The 21,261-nt window shown below is 48.7% G+C and carries 20 protein-coding genes; 9 read left to right on the top strand and 11 right to left on the bottom strand.

Annotated features, from left to right (window positions below; genetic code table 11):
* Window positions 1-11: 11 nt before the first annotated feature.
* From ACQGQ5_RS07310 to ACQGQ5_RS07300, 3 genes are read right to left on the bottom strand one after another with little or no spacing between them, the layout of a single operon-like run.
* The gene (locus ACQGQ5_RS07310; RefSeq protein ID WP_455735871.1) at window positions 12-1,046 is read right to left on the bottom strand and encodes a protein-glutamate methylesterase/protein-glutamine glutaminase; all 1,035 of its coding nucleotides are present in this window, start codon (window positions 1,044-1,046) and stop codon (window positions 12-14) included.
* Window positions 1,037-1,861 (bottom strand): CheR family methyltransferase, encoded by an 825-nt coding sequence (locus ACQGQ5_RS07305; protein ID WP_455735870.1) that lies wholly within the window; start codon window positions 1,859-1,861, stop codon window positions 1,037-1,039. Before ACQGQ5_RS07305 ends, ACQGQ5_RS07310 begins: the two co-directional genes overlap by 10 nt.
* 37 nt (window positions 1,862-1,898) lie before the next feature.
* A complete protein-coding gene (locus ACQGQ5_RS07300; protein WP_455735869.1) occupies window positions 1,899-3,986 on the bottom strand; it encodes a chemotaxis protein CheW in 2,088 nt (695 codons plus the stop codon).
* Between the two features lie 90 nt (window positions 3,987-4,076).
* Here ACQGQ5_RS07300 and ACQGQ5_RS07295 point away from each other — a divergent pair, with 90 nt between their 5' ends.
* The 6 genes from ACQGQ5_RS07295 to ACQGQ5_RS07270 all read left to right on the top strand — a co-directional run bounded on the left by ACQGQ5_RS07295 (window position 4,077) and on the right by ACQGQ5_RS07270 (window position 9,084).
* Complete coding sequence (locus ACQGQ5_RS07295) at window positions 4,077-5,501, top strand: hypothetical protein (RefSeq protein WP_455735868.1); 1,425 nt, start codon at window positions 4,077-4,079, stop codon at window positions 5,499-5,501.
* The gene (locus tag ACQGQ5_RS07290; RefSeq protein WP_455735867.1) at window positions 5,488-5,844 is read left to right on the top strand and encodes an EscU/YscU/HrcU family type III secretion system export apparatus switch protein; all 357 of its coding nucleotides are present in this window, start codon (window positions 5,488-5,490) and stop codon (window positions 5,842-5,844) included. The genes ACQGQ5_RS07295 and ACQGQ5_RS07290 overlap by 14 nt, the downstream gene beginning before the upstream one ends.
* Window positions 5,845-5,984: 140 nt before the next feature.
* Window positions 5,985-6,485, top strand: coding sequence for a chemotaxis protein CheW (locus ACQGQ5_RS07285; protein WP_455735866.1), 501 nt, complete (start codon window positions 5,985-5,987; stop codon window positions 6,483-6,485).
* A gap of 36 nt (window positions 6,486-6,521) precedes the next feature.
* On the top strand, window positions 6,522-7,178 hold the full coding sequence (locus ACQGQ5_RS07280; RefSeq protein WP_455735865.1) for a PilZ domain-containing protein: 657 nt from the start codon (window positions 6,522-6,524) through the stop codon (window positions 7,176-7,178).
* Window positions 7,179-7,216: 38 nt separating this feature from the next.
* Window positions 7,217-7,735 carry a chemotaxis protein CheW gene (locus ACQGQ5_RS07275; RefSeq protein ID WP_042081757.1) on the top strand — a complete coding sequence of 173 codons (519 nt, stop codon included), beginning with the start codon at window positions 7,217-7,219 and terminating at the stop codon, window positions 7,733-7,735.
* Window positions 7,736-7,758: 23 nt separating this feature from the next.
* Window positions 7,759-9,084 (top strand): methyl-accepting chemotaxis protein, encoded by a 1,326-nt coding sequence (locus ACQGQ5_RS07270; protein WP_455735864.1) that lies wholly within the window; start codon window positions 7,759-7,761, stop codon window positions 9,082-9,084.
* 66 nt (window positions 9,085-9,150) lie between these two features.
* Here ACQGQ5_RS07270 and ACQGQ5_RS07265 read toward each other — a convergent pair whose 3' ends face one another.
* Window positions 9,151-10,266 carry an HD-GYP domain-containing protein gene (locus ACQGQ5_RS07265; RefSeq protein ID WP_038323842.1) on the bottom strand — a complete coding sequence of 372 codons (1,116 nt, stop codon included), beginning with the start codon at window positions 10,264-10,266 and terminating at the stop codon, window positions 9,151-9,153.
* Window positions 10,267-10,480: 214 nt separating this feature from the next.
* Here ACQGQ5_RS07265 and fliD point away from each other — a divergent pair, with 214 nt between their 5' ends.
* Genes fliD through ACQGQ5_RS07250 form a run of 3 tightly spaced genes read left to right on the top strand, consistent with a single transcriptional unit; the run spans window position 10,481 to window position 14,067 of the window.
* Window positions 10,481-13,168 (top strand): flagellar filament capping protein FliD, encoded by a 2,688-nt coding sequence (gene fliD, locus ACQGQ5_RS07260; RefSeq protein WP_455735863.1) that lies wholly within the window; start codon window positions 10,481-10,483, stop codon window positions 13,166-13,168.
* 39 nt (window positions 13,169-13,207) lie between these two features.
* Entirely contained in the window at window positions 13,208-13,597 is a 390-nt protein-coding gene (locus tag ACQGQ5_RS07255) for a flagellar export chaperone FliS (protein WP_038323839.1), read from the top strand.
* 23 nt (window positions 13,598-13,620) lie between these two features.
* Window positions 13,621-14,067, top strand: coding sequence for a hypothetical protein (locus ACQGQ5_RS07250; protein ID WP_455735862.1), 447 nt, complete (start codon window positions 13,621-13,623; stop codon window positions 14,065-14,067).
* A gap of 80 nt (window positions 14,068-14,147) precedes the next feature.
* Here the strand turns inward: ACQGQ5_RS07250 and ACQGQ5_RS07245 are convergent, their stop codons facing one another.
* The 7 genes from ACQGQ5_RS07245 to flhA form a co-directional block, all read right to left on the bottom strand.
* Window positions 14,148-14,633, bottom strand: a complete 486-nt coding sequence (locus ACQGQ5_RS07245) for a chemotaxis protein CheD (RefSeq protein ID WP_141825058.1) — start codon at window positions 14,631-14,633, stop codon at window positions 14,148-14,150.
* Entirely contained in the window at window positions 14,630-15,256 is a 627-nt protein-coding gene (locus ACQGQ5_RS07240) for a chemotaxis protein CheC (RefSeq protein ID WP_455735861.1), read from the bottom strand. The genes ACQGQ5_RS07245 and ACQGQ5_RS07240 overlap by 4 nt, the downstream gene beginning before the upstream one ends.
* An 84-nt stretch (window positions 15,257-15,340) precedes the next feature.
* The gene (locus ACQGQ5_RS07235; RefSeq protein WP_455735860.1) at window positions 15,341-16,852 is read right to left on the bottom strand and encodes a FapA family protein; all 1,512 of its coding nucleotides are present in this window, start codon (window positions 16,850-16,852) and stop codon (window positions 15,341-15,343) included.
* 40 nt (window positions 16,853-16,892) lie between these two features.
* Complete coding sequence (locus ACQGQ5_RS07230; RefSeq protein WP_141825056.1) at window positions 16,893-17,597, bottom strand: flagellar hook-basal body protein; 705 nt, start codon at window positions 17,595-17,597, stop codon at window positions 16,893-16,895.
* A 26-nt stretch (window positions 17,598-17,623) separates the two neighbouring features.
* Window positions 17,624-18,355, bottom strand: coding sequence for a flagellar hook-basal body protein (locus ACQGQ5_RS07225; protein ID WP_444645156.1), 732 nt, complete (start codon window positions 18,353-18,355; stop codon window positions 17,624-17,626).
* A gap of 19 nt (window positions 18,356-18,374) precedes the next feature.
* Complete coding sequence (locus ACQGQ5_RS07220) at window positions 18,375-19,148, bottom strand: sigma-70 family RNA polymerase sigma factor (protein WP_444645154.1); 774 nt, start codon at window positions 19,146-19,148, stop codon at window positions 18,375-18,377.
* A gap of 50 nt (window positions 19,149-19,198) precedes the next feature.
* The gene (gene flhA / locus ACQGQ5_RS07215) at window positions 19,199-21,259 is read right to left on the bottom strand and encodes a flagellar biosynthesis protein FlhA (RefSeq protein WP_444645551.1); all 2,061 of its coding nucleotides are present in this window, start codon (window positions 21,257-21,259) and stop codon (window positions 19,199-19,201) included.
* Window positions 21,260-21,261: the final 2 nt, after the last annotated feature.

Here is a 21,261-nt window from a genome sequence, read left to right as displayed (position 1 = left end):
CACTATAAATATTATTTATTCAATTTTTGGATGATCAGCCTGGCAATAGAGGAACAAGGCGCCTGTTTTTCAACCGCGCCGATCTCAAACGCCACCATCGGCATTCCGTAGACAACGGAGGACTGTTTATCCTGTCCGATGGTGTAGGAGCCCTTCTGCCGCATTTCCAAAAGCCCGCTTGCTCCATCCTTGCCCATACCGGTCAGGATAATGCCCATGGCATCCTTACCGGCCGTTCGGGCCACCGAGCGGAACAGGACGTCCACCGACGGGCAATGACCGCTGACTTTTTCCCCCGCGGCGCACTTTACATAGTAGCCCTTAAAATCTTTCTCCAGGGTCATATGCCTGTCCCCGGCGGCAATCAGCGCCTGACCCTGTACGACCCGGTCCCCGTCACTTGCCTCCTTGACCGTAAATTTGCAGATTTTGTTCAGACGGTCCGCATACATTTTGGTAAAACCCGCCGGCATATGCTGCACCACCAGAATCGCCGGTATATCGGCGGGAAGCTGCTGCAGAATTTCGGCGGTAGCCTCTGTGCCGCCCGTGGAGGCTCCGATGGCGATAATATGTTCCGCCGGGTCCTTGCCTGACAGAACGAGCGGGAGGGAAGCGATCGAGGCAAGGGAGGGTGTGTGTTTCACCTTTGCGGAAGAGGCGATTTTGATTTTGACACACAGCTCCTGACAGAAAATAGAAAAATCGTTGCTGTCGCGCAGGTTCGGCTTTAACACAAAATCAACCGCTCCCGCACTTAAAGCCTCAAAAATTCCAATATCGAGCGAACTGACCAGAACCACCGGAACCGGATGGACGGGAATCAGTTTTTTCAGAAAATCCGTCCCCTTCATATCCGGCATTTCCACATCCATGGTCACGACGTCCGGAGACAGGTCCATGATTTTTTTCTTCGCCTCGGCCACATTGGATGCGCTCCCGATGATTTCAATATTCGCGTCGCTCAGCAGCGCTTTCTGCAGCGCTGTTCTGAAAAAGAGAGAATCGTCTACAATGAGGACCCGGATTCTTCGATTCATCGGCATATTGATACTGATCCTTTCTGATAAACTGACGGTTCAATATATAAAAATTTCGAGGTATCTCTCTGCACAGTCTCGGAATGTCCGATAAAAAGATAGCCGCCCGGCTTCAACACGTCGTGAAACTTGTTAATCAGCGCATTTTTGGTCGGCTGGTCAAAATAAATCATGACATTTCTGCAAAAAATCAAATCAAACGGCTGCTGGAACGAAAACGGTTCCATCAAATTCAGCCGTTTAAAAAAGACCTGATTTCTGACTTCTTCCTTCAATTCAAAAAGATTTTCGCCCCGTTTGATAAAATACCTTTGTTCCCATGTCTTTGGAATATCCTTCAGTGATTCCGTTCCGTACAGTCCGTGTTTCGCCGCTTCCATGGCTTTCAGGGAAATGTCCGTCGCGAGAATCCGGAAATCCCAGCCGGCCCTTTTCAGCCCAAAATAGTCCATCATCGTCATGATGGCGGTATACGCTTCTTCCCCCGACGAGCATCCGGCGCTCCAAATGCGGATGTCCCTGCGGGCGTTCGTCTTTTCCTGCATCGGCAGGATGGTATTCTTTAAAAAATTGAAATGTGCGGGTTCTCTGTAAAAATAAGTATGGTTCGTCGTAAGCTTATTCAGCATTGCGGTGATTTCGTCGGATTTATTCTGCTTTATCAAATCGAAATAGTCCGAAAAATTATCAATTCCCTTTCCGAGCAGAATGGACTGCATCCGCGATTCTATCAGCTGTCTCTTGTTGGTAAGATTGATCCCGTAATTACCTTTTATATAAGCTACGATATCGTTGAACTCTTTATCGGTCAAACGTATCATCGTTTTCCTCCGCGAATTTCATATCTCCCCTGAAATATCAGTTATTGTTGTAAAGATTGAGGATATCCAGGATCAGGCTGATGCTGCCGTCCCCCAGAATGGCGCACCCTGTGATGCCGGTTTCTTTTACATTGTACTGATTAAGGTAAATCGGCAGGGATTTGACGACCACCTGCTGTTCGCCCAAAAGAGCGTCCGCAAAAATGCAGTACGCCTTTTCGTGCGTCTCCACCAGAATAACGATGCCGCTGTCGATATCAGTGATTTCGCTCTCAATTCCGAAAATCTTGTGCAGCCTCAGGACCGGATAATACTGGTTGCGGACCATAATGATCTCGTTCATATCGGTGTCATAGTGAAGGCTGGACTGGTCCACCTTGAACGACTGGCGGATATTGTTGATCGGAATCGTGAACACCGTCTCGCCGACAGAGATTTTCATACCGTTCACAATGGCCAGCGTAAGCGGGATTTTAAAGAGAATTTTGGTCCCTTTCCCGACCTCGCTGATCAGGGAAACGTCTCCGCCGACCTTCTCGACATTCTTTTTTACAACGTCCATTCCCACGCCCCTGCCGGAATATTCCGTCACGACGTCGTTGGTAGAAAATCCGGGCATGAGCAGAAAGCTGTAGATTTCCCGGGTGGAATATTCTTTTTCCGGCTTTTTCAGCAGTCCCTGTCTTTTCGCTTTCTGCAGGACGTATTTCTTGTCGATGCCCTTTCCGTCATCCTGCACCGAAATCAGGATCTCGCCGCCCGTGTTCTGAGCGGAGAGCGTAACGGTCCCTCTGGGAGATTTGTTCGTCTGCGCGCGTTCTTCCTTGGTCTCGATTCCGTGGTCCATGGCGTTGCGGACCAGATGCATGATCGGATCGCCGATATTGTCAATGATGGTTTTGTCCACTTCGGTATCCTCGCCGATCATGACCAGTTGGACATCCTTGTCCAGTTTTTTGCTCATATCGCGCACGATACGGTTCATTTTCTGGAATACGCCGGAAATCGGCACCATCCGGATGGACATTACAATTTCCTGAAGCTCGTCCGTCAGCTTGCGCAGCTGGCGGGACGCCTTGTTAAAGTTATTGTCCACACCCGCGCCGCTCTGAGCGGAAGGAGTCGTTGTCACCATGGATTCGGTAATAACGATTTCCCCCATCAGATCCATCAGGTTGTCCAGCTTGGAAAGATTGACGTTGATCAGATTCTGCTTAACGGAGCCATGATTGGCTCCCTGGGTTTCCTGACCGGCCGCACTGTTCGCCGAAGCGGTTTTTTCAGCAGATTCTGCTTTTGGCGCATCTTCCGGTTTATCCAAAACGGTATAATTTTTGGTATAGACAAAATTTTCTATAATTTTCAGCACGCTTGTCAGGCCCTGCCGGTCTTTAAAGGAAATCAAAAAGCCGTTCGCGATGATTTCCTCGGCACTGGCTGGATTCGTGTCGATATCCTTCGGGAAATACCGGATGTCCTGATAAATATCCCTGATCGCATTCACCAGAATGACCGCGCGAAGATTTTCCATCTCTGTTTCCTCATCGAAAAACACCCTGACAGAATAGGGATAATCAGGGTCTGCCTGGGCGGGAGCGGCAGATGCCTGAATCTGTTTGGAAGCTTCTGCTGCAGGGATGGCTTTGGATGGAACCGCAGGCTGTTCGGGAACCGGTGCGGGGACCGTAACCTGAGGCTGGATTTTGGCCTGTTCGGGTTCTTTTTGAGAAATCTTTTTAAGAAAATCGTTAATTTCCTGCTCAAAAGTGCCGATATCTGTTGTGAGCGGCTCATTGTTTTCCACCTTGGATATTTCGTCCTTGATAAAGTCGCTGGAACGGAACATCAGCTCGAAAAGCTCCGCGTTGTGCCTTTCGTCAATGCCGTTTTCGCGTACATAGTAAAACAAATCTTCCGCCTTGTGCGAAATCGTCATCAGACTGTTGAACTGCATCATTGCGGAAGAGCCTTTAATTGTATGCATGATCCTGAAAATCTCATTGATGCTGTCAGTATCGAAAGCATTCGCCTTCTCACAGTTAATCAGAATTTCATCAAGGTGTTCAAGCAGGTCGTTTGCTTCAAATAAATATACTTCCAGCATGGATTCCATATTGTTGTCCATTAATTTTCACCGCCTAATAATACTTTGTAATATATATATCGTAACAAATTTTATAAAATTAACGCCAATTTATATTTTCGAGGTGATTTTATGCCCGATAACCTGAGAATTACCACACCCGTTACCACAAATGAAAGCCTCCCGAAAATTTCATCGACAAAACAGCCGGAATCCATGGTGCCCATCGACCCTACGAAGGTGCTTCAGCCAAATACCGACAAGCAGGGCAACCAGAACAGCAACTTTGATCTGCTGCTGAACCGGAATTCCGTTTTCAGTAAATTTCTGCAGCAGCTGGGCGAAACGCCCGCGCTTTCACAGACTTTGCAAAAAATCGTATTTGAAACCTTCAGCCGCTCGGAAAACGTCCATGACAACAGGCCGGTTTCCCTGCTGATGAAACAGCTCTCCGCCGCAATGAAAATGCAGCCGGACGACATGTTGAAGAACCTCCTGTTTCAGGGAAGCAATCATACGAAATTTTCCGGGCCCGTATTTGACGTTCTCCGAAACCTGATGAATGAATATCCGGAAAGCGGCCTGGAAAAGCCTCTGGCCGATTTTCTGAAGGCGTTCGACGGGTATTTTTCAATCTCGGAAACCACATCGGCGATCACCCAGAGCCTTGACACCCTCGCCCGTCAGATTCCCGGCGCCTACGGCAAACAGCTGCGGGAGCTGGCAGATCAGTTAATGACTGAGCAGCCTGTCAACAGCCTGGATAGGAACCTCAGCCTGCTGAAGGAGAAAGTTCTTCCCCTTTTGAGCAAGTATGTCGCTTCCACCAACGATTTCGGCGCGGCAAGGGACACCATTACCCTTCTGGTCCATCACACCGCCCGCCTGAACACCAGCTCCCATCAGGAAGTCGTGGAGAAGCTTACGGCACTGCTAGACTACTGCAAATACGAGCTCAATCTGCCCGATGACAAAATGAGTCAAATCCGGGCCATGTTTCTGAAGAGCGTCACCAATGCCGCCCAAAAGCCGGAAAACCAGCTGTACGATTCGCTGATGAAGGTCCTTTCCGAAAATCTGCGCCAAGGCCCTTCCGGCGCAAGCCAGTCGGTATATAAGGACACGGTCCTGTCTCTTCTGCTGGACAACAGCGTTTATATGCCCTTCACCCATCTTATGCTGCCGCTGAATTACAACGGTCAGTTCCTGTTTTCAGAAATCTGGATCGAAAAAGACGACGACAGCGGAAAATCCTCAAAAAGAAGCCGCGGGGAACCGAAGCCGGTCCGACTCTATCTGTCGTTTGACATCAAGGCTCTGGGAAATTTTGAAGCTTCCATTGTCCTTTCAAACGGAAAAGCCGACATCCAGATGCGCTGCCCGCCCGCTTTAATGAAAAACAGCCGGGAAATCGGCAGCCGGATTTCTGAAATATTTTCCAAAAACGGCCTGTCCGCGCAGAGCGTTGAGTTTCTGCAGGAAGACAGCCCAAGTATAGAAAAGCGGGTTTTAAAAAGGATCTACGAAAGGAAGAATGTCATCGATGTCACAGTATGACCGGACGAATCACGCCGCCGCCCTGCGGTATTCCCAGGATTCCCCGCACAGCGCACCGGTTGTCGTCGCTTCCGGTTCCGGCTACGCGGCGCAGAAAATCATAGACATTGCGCAGGAGAACGGCGTGCCGGTTTACCACGACGACTCCCTCGCTTCCCTCCTTTCCCAGCTGGAAGCGGGAAAGGAAGTCCCCCCCGAACTCTATCAGGCCATCGTCGACATTTATCTGTACTTTTTAAACTATTCCTTCGACGCCTCGGGAAAAGGGACGGCTTCTTCGCAGAACAGCCCCGTACCCGCTCCGGAAAAAAGTACGGAAAAACAGATATTTTCCGAGCTGTAATACTAATTATTTTAAAATTAAGCCGATATATATTTATAGGATTTTTTATATGACCTGATAAGAGTGCCGCCAAAATAATGCCGGGATTGGCAGCACAAAAACTCTTACCGAAACGGCAGCGGTAGAAAAGGTGAAACAATATGGCAGAAACAGCAGTAAAAAATAGAATTACGACCTCGGCCAATGAGAATATGACGACGGAAAAATATCTTACCTTCTTTATTGAAGGACAACTGTTCTCAATTCCGAGCAGTCAGGTGGTCGAGATCATCCGGATGCAGCCCGTCACCTTCATCCCCAATTTGCCGCCTTTTATCATCGGCGTTATTAATCTGAGGGGAAAAATTGTTCCGCTGGTGGATATCAGGCTGAAGTTCAACAAGACTCCGAAGGAGTATGACGACCACACCAGCATCATCGTGGCCGAAACCGGCGAGCTGAGCGTCGGATTCATCGTCGACAGCGTAAACGACGTCACAAACGTTTCCAAAAACCAGATCAGCGAGACCCCCCGATTCGCAAGGGACACGGCAAACCATTATGTAAAGGGAATTGCTACCCTGAACGAAAACGCGGTAATGCTTCTGGATATTGAAAAAATTCTTTCAGACGGCGAGGAAATCCAGCTCCCCGTTAAGTAATTTTACCGAATATGTTTTGTTTTGGAGGTCCTTTCCATGTATCCGCTTTCTGAACAATATCAGCACTCGCCCTGCGAAATCAAGACTCTTACCAACGAACTGCTCACCACCGGAATCCTCAGCGAAATCCGTAAGGACTCCGTTAAAATTCAGAACAGCTTTGATATTCTGCCGATCCTGCACTGCAATATGCCTATAAAAATCAATATTTATAATGAATCTCTGGGCTTCAAAGTACTGATTGGTAAGGTGTTTCTCTCCACCTCGGAAATGATGACGATTACGGACCTGCAAAGCCTTGCCGAATTTGAACGAAGAAGCTTTTTCCGCCTGAAAGTCAACATTCCGACGCAGGCTTACCTGCTTCAGGAGGATACGTCGCCTGAAGAGGAGGAAACCAAGCTGTTCGACGTAACCGTTACGGATTTGAGTCTGAGCGGCGTGTTTATCACAACGAGGGAATACCTTGATATTGGCCAGTCCTTTGTGGTGACGCTGAAGCTGTATGATATGGAGGTCACATTTTGCTGTCAGGCTCAGCGGACCAATCCCGTGGATTATGCACTAAATGGGTACGGTTGTTCTTTTCTGGATAATTCGACCCGTCAGTTTGACCTTTTGAGCAAATTTATTTTTGAGATGCAGAGAGAACAAATCAAAAATTCACGCGAAGAAAAGGGCGAGTCGAAATAAGAGCCTAATATTTTATATTGATGATAGGGTGGTAAAAAATGGAGAATGAAAAAAATCTGGCATTATCGGATGAGGAAGTCGAAACCAATGAAATGAAGGGCAAGTACCTGACCTTCTGGACCGACCACCAGCTGTTCGGCGTTCCGATTGCGGACGTGGTCCAGATCATTGGCAAACAGGAAATCACACCCATCCCCGACTCCCCCAGCTACGCCAAGGGAGTCATCAATCTCCGCGGCGATATCATCCCTGTGATAGACGTGCGCCTGAGATTTAAGAAAGAAGAAGTGGAATACGACGAGCACACCTGTATTATCGTAACGAAAATTGAAGAGACCCACATAGGATTCATCGTGGATTCCGTCGATGAGGTTACAACCATCGGCGACGAGAATATTTCGCCCGCCCCAAGGATGTCCAAGGATCGTACCACGGCATACCTGACCGGTATCGGGAAGGTGGACAACAAAGTCGTCATGCTGCTGGACACCAGCAAAATACTGAACGAGGAAGAAATTGAAATTGTCAGTAACGCTGCAAAAACAGAAGCAGAATAAATACATAGAGGGGAACTATAAAAATGCGATTGGATAATATAAAAATCTCTAGAAAACTGATGTTTTCATTTGTCGCGGTGACGGTGCTGTCCATCGTCTGCAGCGGGGCCGCAGTTTATCTGTACCTGAAATCCAGCGCCCTTTTCCCATTGGCCATTGTATTGATTGTGGCAGCCTGCTTTACATCAATCCTTGTTGCCAAGCTTACCTCGGCCAGAATCCGCCGCCCGCTTGCGGAGCTGACACAGGCCGCCGAACAGATGGCCCAGGGAAATCTGAATGTGGACATCCAGTACCAGTCAAAAAATGAAACCGGCAAACTTGCAATAGCATTTTCCGATACCGTCTCGGAGCTGAAACAAAACATCAATGAAATCACGGAAGCTTTAGGCGAAATGGCAAACGGCAATTTTGACATTCAAATTTCCCGTGATTTTCAGGGTGATTTCCTAAAAATCAGGACGGCGCTTGAAAATATTTCCTCCAAACTGAACACGTACATGGTTCAAATCGACCGTTCCGCCGATCAGGTCACGAGCGGCTCCGTACAGGTTGCAAGCGCGGCTCAGGCTTTGGCGCAGGGTGCTACCGAACAGGCCAGTTCCATTCAGGAGCTGTCGGCCTCCATCACCGAAATTTCAGAGCAGGTAAAGCAGAATGCCGCCAACGCGGCGGAAGCGAACAGGGCTTCTACCGAAGCTGAAAATAAAATCCAGGGTGTTTCTCACGAAATGAACCAGATGCTGCAGGCGATGAGCGAGATCAGCGAGTCGTCCACCAAGATCAGCAATATCATCAAAACCATCGACGATATTGCGCGCCAGACTAATATCCTCGCTCTGAACGCCGCCGTGGAAGCGGCCCGCGCCGGCGCGGCCGGCAAAGGCTTCGCCGTTGTCGCGGACGAAGTCCGCAATCTTGCGAGCAAGAGCGCGGACGCGGCCAAGGATACCACCGCCCTGATTGAAAATTCGCTTTTGGCAGTCGAAAAAGGCAAGAAAATTACGGACGCCACCGCGGCCACCCTGAACGACGTTATTCAGGCGACCCTGAAATCCACCAATCTGATCACCAGCATTTCAGAGGCTTCCAACGCACAGGCGACCGCGATCAGCCAGGTCACTCTGGGTGTGGATCAGATTTCCGCCGTGGTCCAGACCAATTCCGCCACCGCCGAACAGAGTGCTGCCGCAAGCGAAGAAATGTCCGGCCACGCACGCAATCTAAAAAAGCTGGTCGGCCAGTTCCACGTCAAAGCCGATGCGGACGGCGACATTCCGGAATCCGCCGATACACAGCCTGTGCTGGATATGGCCGTCGGACAGGATTTTTCATTCCCGAAATACTAAGCGATTCCGCTTTCCTGATACAGAGAGGGCATCAGACCATGGTCTGATGCCCTCTCTGCTTTTTGTTCAATAATTTTCCGCCGTTTTTACATCACAGATATTTTCAACAACAATATTCTGTACATCGCGCTGCATGCATAAATCCATCAGGACATCCGGCTTATTGAAAAGGCGGATCACCGGTCTGGACGGATTATAATCGTTTTGTTTGACAATAATGGCGAGCTCTCCGTTGCTCAGCTTGACGCAAGAGCCAATCGGATAAGGGGCGACCTTGTTCAGAAACGCCCGTACAATGGCAAGGTCGAACGCGATGCCGCTGGAACCCATGATATATTCAATCGCTTCCGCCGGGGTCGACGGCTTTCTGTATGGTCTGAACGAGGTTAAAGCATCATAAACATCGGCCACGGAGATAATCCTTCCGAACAAAGGAATATCGTCGCCGGAAAGGCCGTTGGGATAACCGGTCCCGTCATATTTTTCATGATGCGTAAGCACACCGGCACAGATAACATTGTTGGCCAGATGGTGCTTTAAAAAAAATTCCGCTCCCTTGGCGGGGTGCTGCTTGACAATATTGAACTCCTCCGCCGTCAGTTTGGAGGGCTTTGCAATAATGGAAATAGGTACCGCCATTTTTCCGATATCGTGAAGAAGGGCGCACAGACCAAGGTCATACAGATCCTGTGTTTTCAGTCCCAGCTCCAGTCCAATGGCAATGGAAAGAATGGAGACTCCCAAAGAATGGTTATATGTATAATCGTCATACATCTTCAGGTTTGCAATACTGATTTTAGCCTCTACGTTACATCTTAATGAGTTGACAAGCTTTTTGGAAATATTCATCGTCTGGTTGATGCTGCTGACGTTAATTTTCTGTGCTACCTGGTTGAACATGTCGTATACCTGATGGATATTGCTGAGGGCTTCCTGCCGCAGTTCCCTTTTGACCGGCTGCCTGGCATGTGGCTGCGCCGTGGTGATCGTTCGTTCTTTCTCCTGATCGGTATGAATATAAGCGCCAAGAATATCGAATTCATGCAGTTTTTCAATATATGCCTGTGTTAACATCTGCCCGCATCGCAACATAATGATTTTTGAAGTGATGCTGTTAAACAGATAAATATCTCTGTCCAGGATCATTCCCGCCTTCAATTTGTCAATCGGAACAAAAGTCATATTCTATACCATCCCCTTTATATCTTCAAATTCGGATCAATTGTACCTATGCATCCATATCATACCATATTACAATATATATCGTCAAAAGAAAGTGGTTCTTTAAAGATAATTTTATGATCTTTTATGCTTTTGCTAATTTTTTAGGCTTTTCATACGATATATAAGACAAAGAGGTTGATGTAGAAGGCATTTTCTGTCAGGAGGTAAATTTATGATCAGTACAGCGTCATCGAGTCTTGCATCTTCACTGAATGCAACGGCAACTTCGTCCAAGCGTATGAGCGGTTTGGTATCCGGGCTGGATACGGACACGCTGGTCAAACAGCTGACGTCGGGAACGCAGAGCAAAATAGACAAGCAGGGACAATTAAAACAGATTGCCCTTTGGAGACAGCAGTCCTACAGGGAAGTCACCACAGCCCTGCAGGAATTCCAATCGAAATATTTTTCTTCGGCCACCAGCAGTTCCAGCATTCTGAACTCGGCCTTTTTCAATTCAACATCCATCAAGAACACCTCTTCCTTTTTAAATGTGAGCGGAAGCGCAAGCACCGCTAAAAATATGGTCGTGACCGGCATTACACAGCTTGCACAGCAGGCCGGTTTTGCTTCGAAACACAAGGTGTCGGATCAGACGATTTCCGGCGCCGTAAACGAGGTCTGGCGGCCGAGCACGGTTGCGGGCTCCTCCATTACGGTCAATTATGACGGTAAGGATTATCAGCTTGCCCTTGACAGTGATTTTACGCTGACAAGCGGCGATAGCGCCGCTCTCAGCAAGGTTACGGATGCTCTGAACGCAAAGATCGCCAAAACCGACAAGCTTGCCGGTAACGTAAAATTTACCGTTAACGAAGACGGAAAAGTCACCTTGACAAAGACGGGCTCTTCCAGTGCGGATATTAAAATAACAAGCGGAAGCGACGGCCTTTTAAAAGGCCTTGGCTTATCGAAGGATACCTCCGGCAGCACCACGATAGAGGGCAGCGATACCGATACGGACAGCTTCTTTAAAAGCACGCTGGCTGCAGGCTCCACGCTGGATATCAAAATCGGGGAGAATACCTATACGCTCAGTATCCCCTCCAACACATCCATTTCATCGGACGATTCGCTCGGCACCATGTCTGTGAAAGCCATTCTGGAGGAAGCGATCCGCTCCAACTCCGCTTTAAAGGATAAGCTGAGCGTGGACATTACTGACGGGGTCGTTTCTTTCAGCAGTTCAGCCGGGGATTTAAGCATCACGGGCGGAAGTCAGAACCTGTTGCAGGGCCTTGGCCTGAAGCAGGAGGACGGTTCCATCGCCACCTCCGGTACCTACAACCGCGAAAAGCTGGTAAGCAGCTATCTGGGCGATTCCCTTTCCGGTTCCACCCTGACAGTCAGTCTGGACGGCGTCGACAAATACATCACTTTCAAGGAAAGCGAAAAGAGTCAGTATTCCACACCTGCCGATTTAGCCACCTATATTCAAAAGAGCCTGACGACCTCCTACGGCAAAGATGCCGACGGAAACAACAAATTTCAGGTTTCTTATGATGACACCACAAAAAGCCTGAATTTTAAAGCGGCAAGCGGTACCTCTGTGATTGCGATTGAATCGAGCGACGTGTCCGGCGTTTTGGGAAAAACCGGAGCGCTGGGGATTTACGCGGGTGAAACGAACCGTCTCAACACCAATAAGGACCTGGAAGACGTACAGGAAAATCTGAACGCTGAAACTCCTCTGAAAGCATCTTCAGACGGTACTTACGGTATTACCATCAACGATAAGACATTCACCTTTAAAAGCACCGATACCATTGACACGATTATGAAAACCATCAATAACGACGCGCAGGCCAACGTAACCATCACTTACTCCAGTGTCAACGATACGTTCAGCGTAGCCGCCAAGAACGGCGGCAGCGGCAGCCGCGTGGACATTGCAAATGTCGGAGACGGCAACCTTGCCACTGTGCTTTTCGGGACTGTGCCGACAAAAGACGAAAACGGAAACTACGTTGAAAATACCGGCGAATACACTTTGCAAAAACCGCAGGATGCCAAAATGACGATCAGCTTTGACGGCAACCCGGCAAACGCGAATGAACTCACAAGAACGGAAAACAAGTTCACGCTGGACGGCGTCGACTTTGAATTGCTGGCAAAGACAGATCCCGCCACCGTTTCCGCAGAAAAACCCATTACTTTTTCCGTCAACAACCAGACGGATGATCTTTACGATAAGATCAAAAGCTTTGTAGAAGATTACAATGCGATTATCAAGCTGTGTAACGATAAGGTCAGCGAGCGCAAGGATACGGACGAAACCTATAATCCTCTGACGGACGCGCAGAAGGCGGACATGAGCGAGGATGAAATCAAGAACTGGGAAGCAAAGGCGAAAAAAGGAATCTTAAACGGCGATTCCATTTTAAGCAACCTCAGCACCGATTTGCGCAGTTCCATGACGGATCAGGTCGCATCGATGAAAGCCGCTCTTTATGAAATCGGTATCGCGACCAAGGCCAATGATTACTCCGCCAACGGCCAGCTGACAATCGACGAAGATACTTTGAAGAACGCTTTAAACAACAATCCGGACAAAGTAGCCTCCCTGTTCACCAGCGAGGACGGCATTGCGGCCCGGATGCAGAGCGTCATCGACAAAAACATCAAGACCACCGGCGGCGACGGCATCTTAATTGCAAAAGCCGGTGTGGACAACAGTACAAAGGTAGACAACAGCACCCTGACAAAAGAGGTAACCGATTATAACACGAAAATCAAGGAACTGAAAACGCTTCTCGCAACGCAGCAGGAGCAATATTACGCGAAATTTACCCGTTTGGAACAGTATCTGAGCAACATGAATTCCCAAGCATCTTTGTTCCAGACCAGTACCTCGAGCTGACGGCCTCGACAGAATCAAACCCGCAGGAGGATGAAAATCATGCAGAGCAATCCCATTATGCAGTACAAGGAGCAATCCATCAACACCATGTCCAAGGGAGAACAGCTGGTTACTTTACTGAACGAAGCGTTAAAGAACCTCCATTACGGTTCGATGATGCTGAAGGACAAGAACTACGCTACGGCTGAAAAGTGTACCGGAAAAAGCAAGAATATTTTCAGCTACCTCTCTTCCGTATTGGACTGGAATTATGAAATCAGCCATGATTTATATGATCTGTACTATTTCTTCAATCAGGAGATCATCAAAGCGGAAGTCAGGCGCGACGCCGCTGTGCTGGATGAATTGGTACCGCTGGTGGAACAAATGAGGGATACGTGGGAAGAAGCGGAAAAACTGAGCCATATCAATAAAAACAGCGGGGTTTGACACCCTTGCCCTGCGGAGGACTTATGTCAACAGAAAATATCATTGCCTGCCTTGACCAAAAAGTGATCTTACTGACTCAAGTCTGGGACCTGACGAAACAAATTGAACTGCGCTGCATGCAGGACGATATTCAGCTGGACGGTCTTTTGGAACAGCGCGGCGTGTTTATTGAACGGATCAATAAGTGCAACGACCTGATTGACCGGCTGACCGCAGAACTCCCGCCGGAGCAGCGGGAACGCATGACAAAGCTCCTGAACGGGAACATAACGCAAGCGGACTGCGGCAGCGAAGAGGAACGGCATATCCTGGAGCTCTCCAAAAAGTATCATTTCATCCTGCAGAAAGCGGCCGTGCTGGATCAGTCCGCCCGCGATAAGCTCCGGAAGCAGTGCGACGAACTCAGAGAGAAAATCAATCAGGGCCGCCGAAGCGAAGGACAGGACGGCATGTTTCAAAACATCAAATAAACATTAATAAAAAACAAAGGTTTTCTTTCAATCCGCCTGGAAGAAAACCTTTGTTCTTTTGTCCATGATGTTCCTTCGCATTAATATGTCTTGATCCCATTGGAAAAGGATTTGACCACCATCCTGCCGTCCTCTGTATAAAAATAGACTGTCCTTCCGTAGTTCAGTCCCGTATCTTCCGCACAAATCCTAATTTGCAGCTTACTCAGGGTGTTTTTGACCTCCGAAATATTGCGCTGGCCAATATTGCCGAAACTGGAATCATCCGCAACCTCAAACATCTTTGCTCCCCCGGCAATCTTAGCCGTTATCCGCCGGCGGTTGCAGCCCAGCTTTTCCATTTGAAGGAGCATTTCCGGAATACAGGTGTCCGCAAAGCGGAAGCGATTTTCTTTGGGATTGTTAACCGGGTAGGTTGGAAGCATGATATGCCCCAACCCCCCTACTTTCATCACCGGATCATATAAACAGATTCCTACACAGGAACCAAGCGCGTAAGTCACAAGCGAGTCCATACTTTTGGCAACCTTCATATCCGATATCCCGATCGTAAACGTTTCACTCATAGTTGAATACCTAACTTCTCCATTAATCTATTCAGGGACTCGATAGAAGGCACCAGCAGCATGTTTGCCGTAACATTGTCGTTGCCGCTTAAGAAGTCATCTTCAATAAAGATAATTTTATCTGAAACGGAACCCATTTCTATGGCCGGTACGCTGAGGATAGCGCCGACCATATCCACAGTGATCGCGGGCACAGTGGTTTTCAGGTTCATCTCCGAAAGCGTTCCGATAGAACCCGTATACGCCGCGATCATGATATTTCCAATCTCAGAAATGGCGGAAAGCTCCATATCGGATAGCCGGTCACAGCTGACCTCCTGAACGCCCAGCAGGGAAGTCAGGATGGACTTTCCGAAATCCTGCTCAATGATGAACATCATGATTCCCTCGATGTCACCCTTCAGCTTTGACAAAATGCCGATGACGACGTTTTCCGGGCCGCCCAGCAAATTCGCGGCTTCTGAGATATCCAGAATTTTGACGACCGGCGTCATCATGTTTACTTCCGTGTCCAGCATTTTCGCCAGGGATGTAGCGGCATTTCCGGCCCCGATATTGCCGATTTCTTTTAAAACGTCAATGTGCATTTCATTCAGCTGTTCAAGCTTTTGAATGGACATCATAAACCTCCTACCGCCGCACTTCGGCCGTAGCAAAAAATAAGCATCCAGTATGCGGTTTTTATTTGGAAGCTTATAGCGGAAAAATCAGGGCAAGTCTGAAGGAAGAACCGGCGCGAAAACAATGCCATCCGAACCCGCATAGAATTTTGTATTGCTGTAATCATTATTGATATTCATATTAAAAGGCCCAATCGTTAATTTTGTTCCGGTATAAATAATGCTTATTCCAACAATCTTGTAGTCCGACAACTCATTTTTTGCCTCTTTTAACTTTTGAATTTTCGTATCAATGGCTTTTACCGCTTCACCAAGCTGAAATTTTCTCATCATGGCGGCTTTTACCATCAAATTTTCCCTGTTGGGATCCTTTCTGCTTCCTAAAGAAGCCTGAGCTGTTAACTCCGCAAATCTCTTTTGAAATTCTTCAAACTCATTCTGAGCCTGTAATCGTTTCTGTTCCAATTTCTCCACGCTGTCCTCTTCTTTTCCGATTACAAGTTTATCATTAAGCTGTTGGGACTGAAGCGATACCGACGTAGTCGTGTAGGACGGCGCTCCGACATTTTTGACAACCATTTTTTGTCCAGCCTGATAGCTGCCGCCAATCAGCGATGCTCTGCGCCCTTTCAAAATAATGGAGCCCTGCGCGGTCGCCTTGCAGTTCATCAGGATATCTGCATAAATATCGTTCTCAGAAATTAAAATCGCATTTTCAAAATACTTGCCGACGATATTTCCGCCCGCCTTCAAGGTCCCCTTCCCCATTCCGTTCATCCCATTGGAAATAGAGATGGTCCCCTGCGCCTCTATCAAGGCTCCCTCGGCCATCCCGCGAATGGAAATGTCTTTTCCCGCTTTGACGGAAAAGCCCTCTCTTACATCGCCCATAACCACTACCGAACCAATCGCGTTGATGTTGCCGGAGGCGCTGTCCACATCGCCGCGTACATAAAAGACCTCACTGACATTGACCGATGATTTGTTGTACTCAATACAACCATCCACACCGGCAATCAGGCTCAGGCCATCCTCCGAAACAACCGTGTTGCTCCCTGTCGGCAGAACCGGAAATCGGCCTGCCGTAAACGGAACGGTATGGCCAAAAATATCCGTACCGTCCGTGCCGCCCTTCGGCGGCGTAATCGTACAGAGAACGGTATCCTTTTGAATATTTTTTACAATATCCAAATCACGGAAATTAATGGTCCCGTCTTCCCTTTCCTTCGGCTTATACTCTTTACTGGTGTCGAAGAAATAATCAATAAAGCCATCGGTGCCGTCAACGGGATAGATACCCTTCGCACAGAGCATCTCGGAAAAGAATTTCCCTTCTTCACAGAAAAGGCGGATCTTCTCTTCATAGACACCATATGTGATCCCCCGCTGAACCAGAACGGCGCTGACATCCTCGTAGGAAACCTTCTGTCCCGGAAACGCCGGTTTGATTTTCAGGTACGCCGCCATATTGTCCGTCGATACTCTGACATCAAACTGGGGCGGCTGTTCTTCCTTGATCTGGTTTTCTTCCAACTGGTTTCCCTCATTCTCGCGCTCAGCAATGACTTCTCTTCCGTTAAAATCAGATTCCGTACTCATTTTAACGACTCCTCCCCCAGATTTTTTTGTGTAGACAGTTTTACCGCAAAGAATTCACAGTCTGCATGATTTCATCCGAAAGCTGTACCATTTTGGAATTAAACTGAAAGGCTCTCTGCATTTCAATAACGGAGGTCATCTGATCCGCGATATTCACTGCAGAATCCTCCAAATAGTTTTGTTTCATTTCCGGGTCGGTGACCGCAGCGGCCGCGCCGGAAAGGTTGCTCAGCTGAAAACAGGTATTCCCGGACCGGACAAGCCCGTCCTCATTTTTCACGGAGAAAACCCCAATGGCCGGAGTATCCTTTTCACTTTCCATGGCGATACGGCTGCCGTTGGCATCCAGCACATAACCGCCGTCCGAAGATACCAGATAACTGGTTCCGTCTTCCACCGAAAGATGGAAATTTCCGTTACGCGTATATTTTACTTCCCCGTTGGACTCCACCGCAAAATAATTGTTGGAGTTTACCAGCGCGTAATCAAGGGCGCGTCCCGTCTGTCGAAGGCCGCCCTCGTTAAAGAGGGTGTCGGTTTTTTCCAGCTTTGTGCCGTGGCCGCTCTTCAGCTGACTGTCTGCTCCCGGTTCCGCGTGGATATTGGTATAAATCAAATCCGCAAAGGAGGCGCTGGAAGGCTTGTAGCCAACCGTAGACACGTTTGCAATGTTGTTTGCCGTGACATCAAAGCCGGACTGCAGGTTAATGGCCCCGGTAGCCGACGTATAAAAAGAACTGATCATCGTTCATCCACCCTTCTGATAGCAAATTATATTTTGGCGATATTGGTGACGGCATCCGATAAAACCTGGTCGTACATTTTGATCGCCTGAGAACAGTTCTGCAAGTTGCGCTGAGCCGAAAGAGCGTCCGTCATTTCCTCGGCGGCATTTACATTGGAACCTTCGATCGTTTTCCACATGATATCCGGATTTTGCACCAGCGCTGCATTGGTACCCGTGAACATTCCGTCACCGGATATCCTAAGGTTATTATAATCGTCAAAATTATAAACGGAGATTTTGTCGACAACATTACCCCCGACCGTCAGGTTTCCCTGCGCGTCGGCGGTAAACTGGTCGGTACCGATCTGAATGGGCCCGTTCTGGCCCATCACGCGGCCGACATTGTCCAGTACAAGATAGCCTTCCGCATCCACGTTAAAGCTGCCGTTGCGCGTATAGACCGTTCCGTTGTTCCCCTGTACCGCAAAGAAGCCCTCCCCCTGAATGGCAAAGTCCAGCGGACGCTCCGTACTCTTGAGGGTACCCTCGGAATGGATGACGTTGGTTTTATCCGCCGCCGTAATCAGGCTCATGGTGCCGATGGGCGTTTTCTGCGAATCGACGCGGTTAATCACCATGCTGCCGAATGTGGAGGTGGTGACTTCCTTCTTTTTATACCCCGGCGTTTCGATATTTGCTAAGTTGTTGCTGACGCCGGTCAGGATCCTGCTCTGTGTCAGCATCCCGGAACCAAGCGCGTAAAATCCTCTGACCATGGCTGTTTCCTCCTACATTCTATTGATTCAGGTATTCCGCCAGAGATTTTTTCAGCTTTCTCAGCGCGCTGGAATGAATCTGCGACACTCTGGAATCGCTGATTCCCATCACGCTGGAGATTTCCTTGATTTTCAGCTGTTCCTTGTAATACAGCGAAATAACCACCTGTTCTTTCTCATTGAGCAGTTCGATATCCCTCGCAAGCACGGCTTGAAGCTCTTTTTCCGCCACAACCTGCTCCGGCCCGTGAATAGAGTCCCCCGACTGGCTGACCTGAATATTTTCAACGCCCTTTTCGTAGATCATCTCTTCAAAGGAAAGCATATTGAGCACGCAGGTCTCCGCCTGCATCTTTTCATAGTCCGGCAGGCTGATCTGCAGAAAATCCGCAATCTCCTGATCCGTAGGATTGCGCCCCAGCCGGTGGTTGAGCATGTTTTCCGCCTCGCTGATATTTTTGGCAATACGTTTGAGCCTTCTGGGGAAACAGTCCTGTTTGCGTATGTAATCAATCATGGCGCCGCGCACTTTTATGGAGGCATAGGTTTCAAACTTCACCTTTTTTTCAAAATCAAATTTCTCCACAGCATCCAGAAGAGCGATCAGGCCTTCATTGACAATATCATCCATATAGTTGAAATACTGGTAGCGACCGACTGTTTTCAACGCTATGCACTTCACGATGTAGCTGTACTGAACAACAAGCATATTCCGCAGCTCGGTGTTTCTTGTCTGACGATACCTGGTCCATAACTCCACTGCTCCTATCTTCTCCGTTTCCGTACTCTTCACTGCAGTCGCCCCCTCCTTTCAAGCTTAAAATTTATCATTGAATCTTTTATTTATTCCAAAGTAACATTGGCAACCGCCTGAATCTGGACATTGGAATTCAGTTCGTTAAACGAAAGGACCACGGCATTGGGATAAAACTGTTCCAGCATTTTGCTGAAATAAATCCTGACCAGCGGGGAGGTCAGCACAATCGGGATATTGATCGCATCCTTCACCTTTGTGATACACTCCATCAGCTTGGAGATGATCTTCTGCGTGGACTGGGGGTCGAGCGAAAGATACGTGCCCTGATCGTTTTTGCTGATGGAATTGATAATCAGCCTCTCAACCTCGCTGTCCAGCGTAATCACCCTGATCTGGCCGCCGTCGGACCATTTGCGGGTGATCGTGCGCTTCAAAGCCTGCCGCACATATTCGGTCAGGACCTCAAGGTCGCGGACAGTGGAGGCGTTGTCCGAAATCGTTTCCAAAATTGTTTCCATATCCCTGATGGGAACGCCCTCCTTCAGCAGATTGCACAGGACCTTTTGAAGGCCGCCGAAGGTAATCTGGTTCGGGATGACATCGTCCACGATGGTGGAACCGGTTTTTTTGATGTTTTCCAGCAGCTGGTTCAAGTCCTGTCTGGAAAGCAGTTCATGCGCATATTTCTTGACGGTTTCGGAAAGGTGCGTTACCACCACGGATAGCGGGTCAATCACGGTATAGCCGTAAATTTCAGCCATTTCCTTTTTGTCCCGGGTGATCCACTTGCTTGGGATGCCATAGGCCGGTTCAATGGTTTCTATGCCGTCGATGGTCCCGGTAAGGTTGCCCGGGTCCAAAGCAAGATAATAGTCAACCAGAATCTCGCCGCGGCTGACCTCCTCGCCCTTGATCTTGATCACATACTGGTTTGGATTCAGCGTACCGTTGTCCCTTAGCCGCACGGCCGGAATGACGATTCCCATTTCCACAGCAAACTGCTTCCGGAAGGTAACCAGCCGTTCAATAAAACTGCTGCCGCTGTTTTCGTCGACCAGCGGAATCAGGCTGTAGCCGAATTCCATTTCGATGACGTCGATTTTCAGCAGGTCGTAGATATTGTCGATGTTTTTGAAATAATCCGTGTCGTCCGCCTGCTGCTGTGCCGCTGCGTGAGCCGTTTCGGCATTGGCGGCCACAGCCGCCGCAAGCTCTTTCCTTTTCCGGAGGTTGAATCCGGCAAACAGCATACCGACCGCCACAATCAGAATCTGCGGGACCGGCATACCGGGGATAAAGCAAAGGCTGATCAGGGTACAGCCGCTGATGATCATAACGACGGGATGGGAGAAAAACTGCCGCGAAACGTCCATGCTCAGGCTGGAATCGGACGCCGCGCGCGTAACGATCATACCGGTCGCGGCGGAAATCATCAGTGCGGGAAGCTGCGATACAAGCCCGTCGCCGACGGTCGCAATCGAATAGACATTCAGCACCTCCTGAAAGGTACTGCCGCCCTGAACCATGCCGATCACGGTACCGGCGATAAAGTTGATAAACGTGATGATGATGGAGGCGATCGCATCGCCCTTTACGAATTTGGTGGCGCCGTCCATGGCCCCGTAAAATTCCGCCTCGCGCTGGATATCCGTCCGGCGCTGACGTGCCGTCGATTCATCGATCAGCCCGGAGCTCAGGTCCGCGTCGATCGCCATCTGTTTTCCCGGCATTGCATCCAACTTGAACCTTGCGGAAACCTCGGAAACACGTTCCGCGCCCTTGGTGATAACCAGGAAGTTGACAATGACGATAATCAGAAAGATGATGAAACCGACGATGACATTTCCCTTCAGTACAAAGCTGCCGAAGGTTTCAATCACCTGTCCGGCTTTTCCGGACTGGGTAAGAATCAGCCTGGTCGAAGAAATGTTCAGCGCCAGACGGAACAGCGTGGTTATGAGCAGCATTGACGGAAAGACGGAAAACTGGAGCGCGTCCTTCACGTACATGGTCATCAGTAAAATCATAATGGAGATCGTAATATTTATGATAAACATCATATCCAGTAAAAAAGGAGGCAATGGAATGATGATAAATCCGACTATGAGGATGACAAATATTGCTACGACATTATTGAGGACCTTCAATA

Source organism: Caproiciproducens sp., assembly GCF_053840905.1.
This window is presented reverse-complemented; position numbering and strand designations above follow the sequence as displayed.

Excerpts from the sequence above, each read along its gene's own strand:
- ACQGQ5_RS07310 (WP_455735871.1), bottom strand. The coding sequence starts at position 1,046 with ATGCCGATGAATCGAAGAATCCGGGTCCTCATTGTAGACGATTCTCTC.
- ACQGQ5_RS07305 (WP_455735870.1), bottom strand. The coding sequence starts at position 1,861 with ATGATACGTTTGACCGATAAAGAGTTCAACGATATCGTAGCTTATATA.
- ACQGQ5_RS07300 (WP_455735869.1), bottom strand. The coding sequence starts at position 3,986 with ATGGACAACAATATGGAATCCATGCTGGAAGTATATTTATTTGAAGCA.
- ACQGQ5_RS07295 (WP_455735868.1), top strand. The coding sequence starts at position 4,077 with ATGCCCGATAACCTGAGAATTACCACACCCGTTACCACAAATGAAAGC.
- ACQGQ5_RS07290 (WP_455735867.1), top strand. The coding sequence starts at position 5,488 with ATGTCACAGTATGACCGGACGAATCACGCCGCCGCCCTGCGGTATTCC.
- ACQGQ5_RS07285 (WP_455735866.1), top strand. The coding sequence starts at position 5,985 with ATGGCAGAAACAGCAGTAAAAAATAGAATTACGACCTCGGCCAATGAG.
- ACQGQ5_RS07280 (WP_455735865.1), top strand. The coding sequence starts at position 6,522 with ATGTATCCGCTTTCTGAACAATATCAGCACTCGCCCTGCGAAATCAAG.
- ACQGQ5_RS07275 (WP_042081757.1), top strand. The coding sequence starts at position 7,217 with ATGGAGAATGAAAAAAATCTGGCATTATCGGATGAGGAAGTCGAAACC.
- ACQGQ5_RS07270 (WP_455735864.1), top strand. The coding sequence starts at position 7,759 with ATGCGATTGGATAATATAAAAATCTCTAGAAAACTGATGTTTTCATTT.
- ACQGQ5_RS07265 (WP_038323842.1), bottom strand. The coding sequence starts at position 10,266 with ATGACTTTTGTTCCGATTGACAAATTGAAGGCGGGAATGATCCTGGAC.
- fliD (WP_455735863.1), top strand. The coding sequence starts at position 10,481 with ATGATCAGTACAGCGTCATCGAGTCTTGCATCTTCACTGAATGCAACG.
- ACQGQ5_RS07255 (WP_038323839.1), top strand. The coding sequence starts at position 13,208 with ATGCAGAGCAATCCCATTATGCAGTACAAGGAGCAATCCATCAACACC.
- ACQGQ5_RS07250 (WP_455735862.1), top strand. The coding sequence starts at position 13,621 with ATGTCAACAGAAAATATCATTGCCTGCCTTGACCAAAAAGTGATCTTA.
- ACQGQ5_RS07245 (WP_141825058.1), bottom strand. The coding sequence starts at position 14,633 with ATGAGTGAAACGTTTACGATCGGGATATCGGATATGAAGGTTGCCAAA.
- ACQGQ5_RS07240 (WP_455735861.1), bottom strand. The coding sequence starts at position 15,256 with ATGATGTCCATTCAAAAGCTTGAACAGCTGAATGAAATGCACATTGAC.
- ACQGQ5_RS07235 (WP_455735860.1), bottom strand. The coding sequence starts at position 16,852 with ATGAGTACGGAATCTGATTTTAACGGAAGAGAAGTCATTGCTGAGCGC.
- ACQGQ5_RS07230 (WP_141825056.1), bottom strand. The coding sequence starts at position 17,597 with ATGATCAGTTCTTTTTATACGTCGGCTACCGGGGCCATTAACCTGCAG.
- ACQGQ5_RS07225 (WP_444645156.1), bottom strand. The coding sequence starts at position 18,355 with ATGGTCAGAGGATTTTACGCGCTTGGTTCCGGGATGCTGACACAGAGC.